The following is a 13,355-nucleotide window of genomic DNA, read 5'->3' on the forward strand; positions in this document are numbered from 1 at the left end:
CGAACTCTGTTCGTATAAGAACTTTGCCCTCTTGTGGGTATACCGCCGATAAATTCCGACGCCGTGATAGGCCGAACACGGGGATGGTGGGCCATATGTATGTTAGCGTGCATCATTGGTTTCGAGTTGGATTTATATACTGTGTCGGTTGTCAACTGTTCTCTTCGGTGTGTCGGCCAGTGTTTAGCGCTGGATTGATGTGAATCTGTTGCTGGTTTGATTGGCGACTGAGAACGGCCCACACGATATTGTGGCTTGACGTATCGACGTTGCCGCCGTCAGCACGAGTGTCGGTATCCGGGCCCGGCGGATTTCGGGACGGACCAGCGGATTCTTGCCGGTCCACGCCAATTCGACGGTATGGACCTGTCGGCCCTTCCCGAAGACTGGACGGTGTGGAACGAGACCGACGACAAGCTCATCCTCGCGTACCGCCCGGACATCTTCGACTCCGAGCAGTTTCCAGCGCCGTGTCTCCCGACGATCTATCTCACGCGCGGGAAACGAACCCGACGCCCCGGCGCTGACCGGACCGGGGAGCGCTGGTACGTCACCTTCTATCTGGAGCCCGAAGTCGAGCGCGACGCCAACTCCTACGAGGGCCGCGACGCTGCCGTTGAGGGCGCTGTCGCACTCGCTACTCGGTTCGCCGACGGCGAACTGGACTACCGCTCGCTGTATCAGGTGCCCCGCGAGGCGTATCTGGATAAACTGGACGACCTGACCGGGCGGACATGATGCTTTACCGTGGCGGCGTTCTATAGCCCGGTATGACCACTGTCACGCTCGTCGGGACGCGCCTCGCCGAGGCCGGCGCGGAGTTCGTCTACCGCGGCGAAGCCAGCGGCTGTGAGGGCTGTCCCTACCGCGACCAATGCCTCAATCTGACGACCGGAAACCGATACCGAATTACCAACGTCAGACAGAGCGGCCAGACGCTAGACTGTGCCGTGCATGAAAACGGCGTTCGGGCCGTCGAGGTTGAGCCCGCACCGATTCAGGCCAACGTCCCCTCGAAGGGTGCGTACGCTGGGAGTAAGGCGTCGCTGCCGGGCCCCTGTCCACACACCGAGTGTCCGAGCCATCCCTACTGTGAGCCCGCCGGTGCTGACTTCGACGAGGAGTACCGGATTGACGAGATTATCGGCGATCCGCCCCACGACTACTGTATGCTAGATCGTGACTTGACGTTGGTTGAGTTGGAGGCGGCTGAGGATAGCTAAACCTGCCTCAACTTTTCTGCTAGTTTGACCGGAAACAAGCACTCAATCTATGATAGACTAGGAATTAGTTCTCAACAAAGTGATTGATTGTCTCCGCAAGCCCCTCTGCGAACGAGTACTGTGGCTCCCAGCCAAGTGATTCGACCTTCGAGGAGTCAAGCGCATACCGCTGGTCGTGACCAGCCCGGTCATCGACAAACTCAATGAGGTCTTCGGATGCGCCAACGGCTGCGAGGATAGCCTGTGTTACCTCGAGATTCGTCTTCTCTTCATCCGTCCCGATATTGTACACTTCACCCACGTCTCCCTCGCGGAGCACTAAGTCAAGTGCTCGACAGTTATCTTCGACGTAAATCCACTCTCGTATGTTTGATCCATCTCCATAGACAGGGAGTGATTTGCCCTGCGTTGCATTCGTGATGAACTTCGGGATCAGTTTTTCGGGATGTTGATTCGGTCCGTAGTTGTTACACGTACGCGTAATTACAACTGGCAGCCCATGGGTCGTCTCGTAGCTCTGTGCGAGCAGATCAGCACTGGCTTTGGTCGCGGAGTATGGATTCCTGGGGTTAAGCGGGTCCTCTTCTGAAAAGGATCCGTCGACGATTTGTCCGTACACTTCATCTGTCGAGATCTGGACAAACCGGTCAATTTCTGAATCGTTCGCTGCATCGAGCAGTGTCTGAGTTCCCTGGACGTTTGTTGAGACGAAGGGTTCTGCACCTTCTATCGACCGATCGACGTGTGACTCTGCCGCGAAGTTCACGACAGCGTCAACATCGGACACTAGGTCGCCGACGAGGTCAGCATCTCGTATATCTCCTTCAACAAACTCGTGTCGAGGATGCTCAAGAACCCCTTCGAGGTTCTCTTTTGACCCAGCGTACGTGAGGGTGTCAAGTGTAACGACCTCGTCATCACTGGTTTCGATAATGTGCTCCACAAAGTTGGATCCGATAAAGCCCGCCCCGCCGGTGACGAGTATGCGCATACGACACTAGACATGAGTCGTGCGTATTTAGGTTTCCATACGATGAATAGCCGGTGATGCATCTCTTGGTCCTCGGCGCGAACGGGTTACTTGGATCGAACGTTGTACAAGCCGGTTTGGAGAAGGGATGGACGGTGTCGGGCACATACCATTCAACGGCACCGCACTTCGATATCCCGTTGTTCGAACTCGATATCGCAGATTCCAGCACCGCCTCGGAGATTATCGAATCAGCGGACCCTGACTCCGTTGTGAACTGTGCCGCGATGACAGATGTCGATGGCTGTGAGGAACACCCAGACCGTGCACACGATGTGAATGCTCAAGCGCCCGGTGAGATGGCTGCACACTGCAGTCAAGCTGAGTGTGAGTTTCTCCAGGTCTCTACGGATTACGTGTTCGATGGCAAGTCCAGGGTGTCGTACTCAGAGGGTGATTCGGTAAACCCCGTCCAGGTCTATGGTCAATCCAAATTAGACGGAGAGAAAGCGGTTCGGGAGGCGATGTCGGAAGCTCTTATCACCCGACTATCGTTCGTCTACGGTGTTCACCGCGGCACAGATGAGCTAACGGGATTCCCAGCGTGGGTTCGTGATCAGCTCCGGGCAGAAAATGAGATCCCTCTGTTCACCGACCAGCATATCACTCCATCGCGTGCTGGTCACACGGCTTCGACACTGTTGGAACTGATAGAAGCCGAGGCTAGCGGAACATACAACGTTGCGTGTCGATCATGTGTTTCACCGTACGAGTTTGGAGCAGCTATCTGTGACCGGATGGGGGCTGCAAAGTCACTGCTCGAAGAAGGCTCACAATCTGATATCGAACGGACGGCGACTCGCCCCGCTCACACATGCCTTGATGTAACGAAAACGCAAGACCAACTCGGTCGACGACAGCCAACTCTCTCAGTGGATTTAGAGGCGATTTCTGATTGGTTCGATTCGGAATCGAGACCAAACGATCGCTAGATCTCGTACTGGTCCTTGTTCTCAAGGAAGTGCTGCTGCTCCTCTTTGGGAAGCTCTTCGAACTTGAGGACGTTCTCACACCCTAAACCCGGACATTTCATTACGCGATTCGATTCAACTTCGTTCGCTGAGACGATCGTGCCACACTCCGTGCAGGTATGAGTGATGATGCGCATGGTTAGAGTTTGAGCTGCGAGTTCTCCCCCACAACAAGTCTACGACCCTCTGGGAGCAGTGAATCGCCGCTTCCGATGTTTGTACCTCGTCCAAGCAAGCTATCGACGATCTTCCCCGAGGTTGTAATTTCTGAGTCGCCGATGATGACGGAGTTCTCAACATGGACTCCTTCGAGAGTGGAGTTCGGACCGATTGACGTGTACGGACCCACGTAACTCCCGGATTCAATCACCGTATCTTCGGCAATCGACACTGGGCCACGAACCACGGCTTCATCTTTGATCGTCGATGTTTTATCGAGTTCAACACGGCCTTCGACTGTGGCATCGGACTCTACTGTACCCTGAATTTCGAGCGCTCGATCTTCCAAGACAAGTCGATTGGCTTCCAGGATATCCTCTGGTTTTCCAGTGTCTTTCCACCAGCCTTCAACGACATGCGAATCGATTTCGTGTCCGGTATCGAGCAACGACTGGATGGCATCAGTGATCTCAAGCTCTCCTCGCCAGGACGGTTCGAGGTCATCAATGGCATCGAAAACCGCGGGCGAGAAGACGTACATCCCAATGAGAGCGAGGTTGGTTGGTGGCTCATCCGGTTTCTCGATAAGTTCCGTCACGTTTCCAGCATCGTCGACATCTGCAATTCCGAACGCCTGCGGGTTGTCGACTTCTTGCAAGGCGATCCCTGCGCCATAGTTACCGGCCTCAAAACTCTCGACAAGGTCCGTGATCCCTGACTTGAGGATGTTATCACCAAGGTACATCACGAAATCGTCGTCGCCAACGAAATCACGCGCACACCCTGCGGCATGAGCTAGACCTAGCGGATTCCCCTGAACGATGTACGTAATCTCAACCCCATATTCGGAGCCATCTCCCAGGAGCTCTTGAATCTCATCGCGGCCCTTGTGGCCGAGAATAATTCCTATCTCTGTAATGCCGGCTTGTTTGAAGTCTTCGATTGCGTACTCGAGAACAGGTTTGTTAGCAACCGGAACGAGTTGTTTTGGACCAGTATGGGTGATCGGGCGGAGCCGTGATCCCGTCCCTCCAGATAGTAAGACACCTTTCACAGCACCGATATGATCTTACTGATTAAAGTATTGTTCGCTTGTCCGGATTACTGACTTCGACAGAGCCAAGAAACCATCATAAATATCTCTAATAGCCACCTATGACAATAGTTAAACAATTCGCAAAGAAGGGTCTTACTACCTTTCAGCGACTCCGAAATCGGATAGCATACGAATCTAGATGCAGAAAAGTCCCAGGAGTGAATCTGGGCCAGCATCAGCATGTACTCATCATCACCGTAGATTGCTTGCGTAATGACCGAATCTCTCGGACTGGATACCAGAGAGAGACGACGCCCTTTCTTGACTCAATGAACTCCTTTACTCCAGCTATTGCTGCTGCACCGTGGACGTTTAGTTCGGTACCGTCAATCCTCACCGGGCTATATCCACACCACCACGGTGCTACATATACTGATGATTCCTCCCGAAACCAAGACCTCACGAACCCACCCAATGGTGTTCGAGATGACGTGTATACTGTGGCAGAGTTGCTGGGTGCGAGTGGTTATGAGACGAAGTTCATAACGTCTATCGGGACCGCTGCGGTTCCGATCCAGGGTCGGTTCAAGTTCATGGAACAACATCACGATGTCGATGCTGAAACAATGTTGTCGGAACTTCAGCAGTGGTGGAACAGCGAAGCAGGGCCGAAGTTCGGGTACGTTCAATTAGGGGACCTTCACGAACCGCTCCACGAACCGGAGCAGATGTATTTTGATGAAGTTCCAGATATTGAGGGGATTGATAGGTGGAGATTTACTGCTGGGGACACACAGAGTGAGGAATTCGAGGATTACCGTTCCGCCCGTGGACTTCTGTACGACACGCTCGTGCGGTACGTTGACGAGCAGATTAAACAGACGTTCAAGGAATTAATCGACATAGAGAAAACCGTCGTGATTGTGACCAGCGATCACGGGGAAGAGTTTTGGGAGTACAAATCATTTGAGGAGGAATATTTTGAAGACTCACGCGGTATCAGTGGCGTCGGTCACGGTCATGCACTCGTACCGCCCGTTATCGAAGTTCCAATTGCGACGAATATCGAAGGAATTCCGACTTTGGAGTCACGGCGGAGCCTGACAGATATCGTACCGACGATTTTCCGCGAACTAGAAGCGAATTTGTCGATTAATTTTGATGGGCATCCACTTCAGGATAGATCGGCAGCAGGTGAACCTGTCCTCTCTGAAGAGATTGCCTATGGACCAAATCAGATCAGCGTCACCGATGGCGACGACCATCTCATATATGTCCCAATGGATGACCGGTCTGTCCTGATCGACTTCGAGAGTGGAGAGGTCACTACAGATCCGGAACTGGAACAGCAACTATTGGAGTATATTCCACGAGAACGGGAGACAGGAACCTCCGTTGATATTTCGCCAGATACTCAGGAGCAACTCTCCGATCTGGGATACACAGAATAACGGAGATTCACTCATGAGGAGGTTCATTCCAGTCCAAAGGAACCCTCTCGGCGTCGTAGGGAATGCGTTCTTCATCGGGATCATCGTAATCGTAGAGCTCAGTCGGATAGTTAATCAATATCGAGGGGTCAGTGCTGATTGCTTTGAACCCGTGCCAGCAGTCTCCTGGAATACGAACAACTTGCTGATTGTGTTCGCCTATGACGAACGTGTCTAGTTCGCCTTTCGTAGGTGAGTCCTCACGCTCGTCATAGACACCAATCTTAATTCGGCCCTGTGGACAGACGAAGTGATCGATCTGTCCTTCAAGGTGTCGGTGCCAGGCCCTGACGATGCCTGGATACGTCATTGAGTAGTAGGACATAGCCGGATCTATATCATACTCGGCCCAGTCTTCTCGGAACACTTCGACAAGGTGGCCTCGTTCGTCGGCGTTTACTTGGAGATCTCTGACTTCGACATCGTGAATAGTCGGCATAAGGAGTCCGTCTCAGAGAGAATTCTTGAAGGTACCGGTCATGTATTCCGCTACCGTGCTCAACACGGAGGATTGATTCTGATGAACTTGCGAACGGATTCTTACTCTTAGGCAATCCGTTTTATGATTGCTGGACCCGCGAGATTCCAGAGTCTCGTCCGAATAGTAGGGGATACGAGTATGACAAGAATGTAGACAAGGACTCCGAATAGAACGACACCAAACAAGTCGATAATTGTTTGAATCTGCATCACTGAATGCAGGATGTAGACAGCTATTCCCATCACAGATGCGGCACCGGTGCTCCAGGCCGCCTCAATAAATGGGAACTGTATATTTATGAACTGATTGAGGTAATAGGCATGGAGAAGAGTGTTTGCAGCGAATGATACCGTCGTCGCAATGGCTGCACCGACGATCCCAAACTGCCAGATTAATATGACGTTCAATACGAGGTTGATAATTACAGCGACTACCGTCGCATATGCGGCAAGGTCCGGACGATTTATCGCTTGGAGTGAGCGACCGAGAACAACGTGGATAGCCTGAAGAATCTTTTCAGCCATCAATACGATTAACACTAGCCAGGCTACGACAAATTCCGGAGTGAATAAAATTCGAAGGATATCTTTCGCAAGGATTGCCGTTCCAACAAACGCCGGAATCACGATGAGGAGAGCAGGGAGAATCGCTGTCGGAATGATATTCTCAATGCGACCGGTGGCTTCCTCAGCATCCCAACGACTTATTTGAGGGAATATCGTCGTTGCGATGGCCTGACTTACCATCATAGCGAACAAAGAAATTCGCCACGCATTTTCGTAGGCACCAATCCCGACACGCGTTCCGGCGATTCCGGCTCCGACAAATACAGACAAAATTGCAACATCCATCCAACTGTAGAAATATCCACCAACTGACGAAATAATCCCATACTGGCCGTAGTCAAGTAGAGAACGGGCGTGTTCAACCGATGGTTTCGATGGTCGAATCGATACTTTCCACCAACCGACAATCATCATCGCGACCGAACCTGCAATGTAACCGTAGACAAGTCCATGAACTCCATGTCCTCTCATAAACAAGAAATATCCAACAATTAGCCATCCAAGTGGACGGAAAATCTGGAGAATTGCTGTTTCACCGGCCCGGAGTTCCCCTCTAAGTACAGCTATGGAAAAGTTTCCACTTTCTCTGATGAAAAGAGCAACAATTAATGGAAGTACTAGATCTGTCCCAAGATATTGAACTAAATATCCTCTAATAAGTAGGAGAAAACACGCGATGACAAGTAACGGAGGAAGTTTAAGTAGAATAGCTGTGGCAAGATAACGATGAACATCATTTCCCTCGCTGATGCGTTTTTCAGTCGCACCTCGAATACCGAAATCAGCTGGTATAGCCAACATTCCAAGAAGTGCTAAAAATGGATAGTACGTGCCAAGTGGAGAGGCGCCGAGTTCTCTTGAGAAGACTACGATGGCCAGAAACCCGGATAAAGATCCTACAACTTTTGCAATAATTATTTGAAAGCTTGATTTAGCGATATTCATTTAGCAAGTGTCAGCTACCATCTCATAGAGAGATATAATAACTTGTGAAACTTGTTCCTTAGAAACCTGATCTAGTATCGTAGATGGAGAGGACTGGCATAGTTAATTGAATATTGCTTCAGGCACACTCAGTAACGACAACCTGGTTTGTAGGGCTGACGGAATATTTATACCGATGGACAGTCCACCAATCAAACATCTCAATGGAGAAAGTATCGGCAGTAATTTTAAATTGGAACAATTACGAAGACACTACAAATTGCCTGAACTCGTTAAAATCAGTCTCGTATCCAAACTTGGATATTATTGTAGTGGACAATGGATCAACGGATGGGTCAGCAGAATCACTGAAGGATGATTTTCCTGACGTTGAGCTAATCCAACTTGGAGAGAATCGCGGTTTCGGTGGTGGAATGAATATCGGAATTGAACAGGCCCTTTCTAATGGTTCAGAATATATATGGGTATTAAATAATGACGTGATTATAGAGCAAAATTCCGTTTTAAAAGAATTAGTTGATTCACTTAAGAAAGATGCTTCAATAGGTGTTGTCTCTCCAGTTATATACAGCTACCCAGATACAGAGGAGATTTGGTTTTGGAAAGGGTCTATTGATTGGAATACTGGAGAAGGCTATCACCCCACTCCTCCAGATCACGTCCCGAAAAAGAATATACAAAACGATTATGTTCCGCTCTGCTGCGCATTATTTCCCGCAGAAATTTTCTCTGACGTAGGATTTCTACCCGAAAAATACTTTCTTTATTATGAGGATGTAGACTATTCCGTACAATTAGCTGAAAGTGGCTACGACTTAGTGACTCTCACTGACACTACAATATTTCATAAACGTGGTGGTAGTTCCGGAAATCGTTTGGGTCCGATATCATCTTACTATCTAGCACGAAACCAGCGAATACTAATACGTGAGTTCAATGAGAAAATGAGCCCGTTTCATCTCCTTTGGTACTTTAAAGTTATTCTGAAAGAGACCACTCTGAGAATTTATAATTGGAGAATTGACGGTCTATTCAGCCTTTATCGAGGAATAACGGATGGTCTTCGAAATAAGACAGGAAAAGGACCGTATCCTTAAATCTCTCAATTAGAACCGTCTCGAGACAGACTATAACCATGTAATGACTCTCAATTGTCCGTCTCTAATCCTTCATAAACATTCTTAAATTCACGAGCAGTACTCTTCCAATCCTGTTTTTTCGCGTAGTCGTAATTTGCCTTTCCTATGTTTGTCAGATTAGGATGCTCATGAACCGTCTCAAGCTGTCGTCGTAGCCCGTCTGGATCAGAGTGATCATAGAGAAATGGGTTATCTTCAGGAATTGTTGCTGGAATGCACCCCGTCTTTGGTGCAATAATTGGAACTCCAAAAGAGAGGCCTAAATGAACAGACCCTGAATTGAGGATATTTCGATATGGAAGAACGAGGACATCCGCCATATTTAGGTAATACTGTATCTGTTCATCATCAACATATTTGAGTACTAACTGTATTTCGTCGAGTTCTTTTGATTGTGATTTGAGTTCTGAAGCAATTTCCTCAGTCCAAGGTTGTCCTACGATATAAAGTTCCGAATCATCAATATTAGCATCGTTGAACGTTGCAATTAGATCAGGAACTCCTTTGTACTCTCGTATCAGGCCAAAATATAAGTAGACAAAAGAATCCGCATCGACTGATAACCAATCACGTGCTTCTGCCTTGGATACGTTGTTCTCGTAGGTGGAGATATAATTTCCATCTCCTATTACCTCCATCTTCTCTCTGTCTGAATATGCATATTCTTTACATACTATTTCCGCAGCCTCTTCGCATTTAACAACAATAGAATCAAACAGTACGAATGCAATTTCATTAATAATTCTCTCAAATCTCTCATATTTATTTTCGTGGTGATGTGTGTTGTGAACTGTCCAAACAACACTTATGGATAATAAATTCACAAATATAATGTCTAAGATAAATACGCTAGCCCGGCCCAAGGTGATGAGACTGTCGATGATTTTAGAACCAGTGAAGTCATCAGTCATATAGAATCCGAAAAGCCAACCAACATGAATAACATCTGCATTCCGATGAGATAATGCGGAACGAGTTAACGGGAAGGCAAGAGGCCAATCAATTTGAGTAACATCCAGACCTTCTTCCGTTAACGCTTCAAGAAGTAGTTTAACATAAGGATTCTTTGGGTTGTCTCCCAGATATAACACTGAAGTACACATTGAATTATGCTGAGCAATTGGACCTACTAAGGAATTGCCTTTCGGTATTATAGAGTATTCCTACCTCACCGTTATCAAAAATGTTATTACAAGTGTTTGTGCTCCGACTGAGATATTCTTCAGACAATACAATCTTCTTTAAGAAGGGTCGAGTGTCCACAGATACATAAGATAGTGACCAACCCTTTCGATAAAGGAACAAATCTGTCGAAGAAAATACACCGGATTGATTTACATTGTTTGGCCGATAGGTTACGACTCCCTGATAATCCAAAAATTCTCTATCTACCCAAGTAGTAGTAACATTTGCATCGGTTCTCGAAATAAATTTGCCGGTATTACTGAGAGAGGAAACTTCTTCGACGGTATATGAAGATTGTCTGTCGAATTTTTGAGTGGGACGATAGCTCGGATCTGATTTAAGCGCAGCAATTGGAGCTGTAATGACCAAGATAGCTAATAAAAGGGACAAGATACTATTCCTTTCTGTTCTATTTTCTATTGACCAAAGAGCAATGCCCAGAAGCAATGCTAAAAATAGACTTAGGAGGGCCGACACACGTATGTCCGTTTTAAACGAAATAGGAGAAGGATAAGAAAGGATAGCTGAAGCTATGCCAAGTATTCCAATGATATAGGGCGGCAGCAGAATGGATCTCCTGATGAACGTATCTTCTAATAGTGAACGGACTCCCAAAATACCAAGCCCGACCAGTCCAGTAAAATATACTCCGATCGGACCGAAAAGCCACCGCAAGTTTTCCTTGATAGTTGGCTCAGTGGTCTCCACTCCCATAGGGATGATGCCACCTGATGCCAAGGAAGGGCTCGCGGCCTGAGTTAAGGTAATCACAAGTGAAAATATAGAACTCAAGAACGTGTTACCTAAAAAGCTCCAGTAGAACAAGAACGAAACTATAAATAGAAGAGTTAACCTTCGAACACTTGATTTTAACCCAGATATTCGAGGGGCAGGGATCAGGATAAAGGCGGCTAAGACCATCATAAAAATAAAGGCAGAATAATGGTGTGTTACAACGAAACCACAGATAATCACAGATTGAATTATAGTTATTTCCAAGCTTTGTTCAGTTTTTAAGATTGTATATGTAAGGGCGAGTGAGAAGAGAAATCCCCCGTTCTGAGGAAAGAAAACACCACTGAAGAACAAAGTAGTCCACAACAAAAGAAATGAGATAATAACATACCTTGCGTACCGACTGATAGCTATGGCTTTTGCATTAAGGAAAACAAATAGGTAAATTCCAGATATGATTGGAAATAGAGTCAATAAAGAAGCCGGGTACCCACTAAGGCTTCCCACGATCTTTATCATGGAACCAGTAACATGTAGTCCCGGGAAATTTGAATAAGAGCTGTTAATGCTTGCAATCAGGCCACTCTCCCCTACATTTCTCACAAACTCATAATGTTGCCATAGCGGGTCGACATTACCATAATACATCCCAGATGACAGGTATGTAATAACAATATATCCTAGTGCGAAGAGTGGTAGGCTATATGCAACATACTTATTTGGAACTTCTTTAAGTAAGAGGACGACACCGAATAACAATACGATCATACTAAGAACTCTGTCATATGTGAGAAGAGAGATTGGAACTGAAACAACTACCAAAATCAATGCAATTTTCACCAATAACATAGATCTGTCAAATTCCTTTAACCTATTATTTTCATAACTAGATAGATAGTAGTTATCAACTAAGTAGATCCCCAAAATAGCCACGACCGGATAGCTGTACTTTACTCCCGTGGGTATACCCCCAAATTCTGATATTACTAAAGTTAATAAGATTGTCGAGACAATTATACAGGGGTAGAAGAGACTTTGAATTAAATCTCTTCGCTGTTCAACCTCTTTCATCTTACCCCTCTTGAATTGGCTGGTTTTAAATATCTCGTGGTTCTGGCAGAGTTCAATCTAAGCTGTTTACAATATTATTGCTGAGATATTAAAGCATTTGGGGGAACCAGTTGAACTTCACATAAGAACCTATAATGAAGGATAATAGCGTGATAGATGAGGTAGTAGTATTTCTCCCAGCTCTTGAGATCGGAGGTGTCGAAAGGATGACGCTCAATCTGGCAGAAGAGTTTCTGAACCGAGGTATTGATGTTACAATCGTTCTTGCTCGGGATGCAGGAGAACTAATGAATGAAGTACCTGAGAGCATATCGATCAAAATACTGGATGCGCCTGATCCAACGCGGTTCTCACTTTTGTCCGCTGTCCCTAGTTTATCCAAGTATTTATTTCACAAGGAACCAGACGTCCTCCTCTCATTTATGAAGCATGCTAATATAACATCGTTGTTAGCTCAGAAGATATCAATGATAGACACTACTGTTATTATAGGTGAACGAAATCACCTCTCTAAAGCATTAGAAAACGAGCCTTGGCGTCGTGAAATCGCCTTTCGGAATTTAATGAAGATTTTGTATCCATCCGCAGACCACATCATTGCAACATCTGTTGGAGTTGCCGAAGATATCGAAAGTTATCTAAATAAACCACTTCCAGTCTCTACGATTTACAATCCGGTTGTCACTCCTGAATTAAAAAAGAAATCAAAAGAAGATCTGGATCACGAATGGTTTGATGATCCAGATGTGCCAGTAGTTCTTAGTGCAGCCCGACTACATCCTCAAAAGGATTTTCAAACTTTGATCAAAGCGTTTTCTCTGGTTGATGATCGGTTTGATGCAAGGCTGCTTATCTTAGGGGAAGGTAAGGAAAGGGATGATCTTGAATCGTTAATACAAGATTTAGATCTTGAGTCAAAAACGGATCTCCCTGGGGTGGTTGAAAATCCTTTCCCGTATATGGCAAATTCATCAGTCTTTGTCCTTTCTTCTGTTTGGGAAGGTTTCGGGAATGTCTTAGTAGAAGCTATGGCTTGTGGTTGTCCAGTAGTTTCAACCGACTGTCCAAGCGGCCCCAGTGAGATCCTAGATGGCGGAAAATACGGTGAACTTGTACCCGTCGGAAGTCCAGAGCTACTATCTGATGCAATAGAAGAATCTCTGTCCAACCCAATTGACGAAACAAAAATACGGGCTCGTGCAGATAATTTCTCAGTAGACTCTATTGCAGATGAATACTTGAATATCATCTCTTCAGTGAAGAATAGTCAGTGAGCTCACTGTGGGATTGTGTTTCAGGGAGTAGATCTCGTAGATTTTGCCGG

Annotated in this window: 13 protein-coding genes; 6 read left to right on the plus strand and 7 right to left on the minus strand. The window is 46.8% G+C overall.

The features are described 5' to 3' along the window. Positions 1-360: 360 nt before the first annotated feature. Both Har1131_RS09415 and Har1131_RS09420 read left to right on the plus strand, forming a co-directional pair. Positions 361-738, plus strand: coding sequence for a DUF5820 family protein (locus Har1131_RS09415; RefSeq protein ID WP_151146032.1), 378 nt, complete (start codon positions 361-363; stop codon positions 736-738). A 32-nt stretch (positions 739-770) separates the two neighbouring features. After that, the gene (locus Har1131_RS09420; RefSeq protein WP_151146035.1) at positions 771-1,223 is read left to right on the plus strand and encodes a UPF0179 family protein; all 453 of its coding nucleotides are present in this window, start codon (positions 771-773) and stop codon (positions 1,221-1,223) included. Positions 1,224-1,287: 64 nt separating this feature from the next. On the opposite strand, the gene rfbB is transcribed toward Har1131_RS09420, so the two are convergent. After that, positions 1,288-2,214, minus strand: coding sequence for a dTDP-glucose 4,6-dehydratase (gene rfbB / locus Har1131_RS09425; RefSeq protein ID WP_151146038.1), 927 nt, complete (start codon positions 2,212-2,214; stop codon positions 1,288-1,290). Between the two features lie 56 nt (positions 2,215-2,270). Between rfbB and rfbD the strand changes: the two genes are divergently transcribed. Further along, complete coding sequence (rfbD, locus tag Har1131_RS09430; protein ID WP_151146041.1) at positions 2,271-3,185, plus strand: dTDP-4-dehydrorhamnose reductase; 915 nt, start codon at positions 2,271-2,273, stop codon at positions 3,183-3,185. Here rfbD and Har1131_RS22695 read toward each other — a convergent pair. Together Har1131_RS22695 and Har1131_RS09440 are read right to left on the minus strand one after the other, a co-directional pair. Then, the gene (locus Har1131_RS22695) at positions 3,182-3,361 is read right to left on the minus strand and encodes a hypothetical protein (RefSeq protein WP_151146044.1); all 180 of its coding nucleotides are present in this window, start codon (positions 3,359-3,361) and stop codon (positions 3,182-3,184) included. The two genes, rfbD and Har1131_RS22695, sit on opposite strands and share 4 nt — an antisense overlap. A gap of 2 nt (positions 3,362-3,363) precedes the next feature. Then, positions 3,364-4,437 carry a glucose-1-phosphate thymidylyltransferase gene (locus Har1131_RS09440; protein ID WP_151146047.1) on the minus strand — a complete coding sequence of 358 codons (1,074 nt, stop codon included), beginning with the start codon at positions 4,435-4,437 and terminating at the stop codon, positions 3,364-3,366. A gap of 101 nt (positions 4,438-4,538) precedes the next feature. Between Har1131_RS09440 and Har1131_RS09445 the strand changes: the two genes are divergently transcribed. Then, entirely contained in the window at positions 4,539-5,870 is a 1,332-nt protein-coding gene (locus tag Har1131_RS09445; RefSeq protein WP_151146050.1) for a sulfatase-like hydrolase/transferase, read from the plus strand. A gap of 7 nt (positions 5,871-5,877) precedes the next feature. Here the strand turns inward: Har1131_RS09445 and Har1131_RS09450 are convergent, their stop codons facing one another. Beyond that, a complete protein-coding gene (locus Har1131_RS09450; RefSeq protein WP_151146053.1) occupies positions 5,878-6,348 on the minus strand; it encodes a dTDP-4-dehydrorhamnose 3,5-epimerase family protein in 471 nt (156 codons plus the stop codon). Positions 6,349-6,455: 107 nt separating this feature from the next. After that, a complete protein-coding gene (locus Har1131_RS09455) occupies positions 6,456-7,901 on the minus strand; it encodes a flippase (RefSeq protein ID WP_151146056.1) in 1,446 nt (481 codons plus the stop codon). Positions 7,902-8,104: 203 nt separating this feature from the next. Here Har1131_RS09455 and Har1131_RS09460 point away from each other — a divergent pair, with 203 nt between their 5' ends. After that, on the plus strand, positions 8,105-8,998 hold the full coding sequence (locus Har1131_RS09460) for a glycosyltransferase family 2 protein (protein WP_151146059.1): 894 nt from the start codon (positions 8,105-8,107) through the stop codon (positions 8,996-8,998). Positions 8,999-9,048: 50 nt separating this feature from the next. On the opposite strand, the gene Har1131_RS09465 is transcribed toward Har1131_RS09460, so the two are convergent. Both Har1131_RS09465 and Har1131_RS09470 read right to left on the minus strand, forming a co-directional pair. Then, positions 9,049-9,951, minus strand: coding sequence for a glycosyltransferase (locus tag Har1131_RS09465; RefSeq protein ID WP_191907477.1), 903 nt, complete (start codon positions 9,949-9,951; stop codon positions 9,049-9,051). Positions 9,952-10,147: 196 nt separating this feature from the next. Next, positions 10,148-12,031, minus strand: coding sequence for a hypothetical protein (locus Har1131_RS09470; protein WP_151146065.1), 1,884 nt, complete (start codon positions 12,029-12,031; stop codon positions 10,148-10,150). 134 nt (positions 12,032-12,165) lie between these two features. Between Har1131_RS09470 and Har1131_RS09475 the strand changes: the two genes are divergently transcribed. Continuing rightward, positions 12,166-13,305, plus strand: coding sequence for a glycosyltransferase (locus Har1131_RS09475; RefSeq protein ID WP_151146069.1), 1,140 nt, complete (start codon positions 12,166-12,168; stop codon positions 13,303-13,305). Positions 13,306-13,355: the final 50 nt, after the last annotated feature.

It is taken from the genome of Haloarcula sp. CBA1131 (assembly GCF_008728975.1).
GTDB lineage: Archaea > Halobacteriota > Halobacteria > Halobacteriales > Haloarculaceae > Haloarcula > Haloarcula hispanica.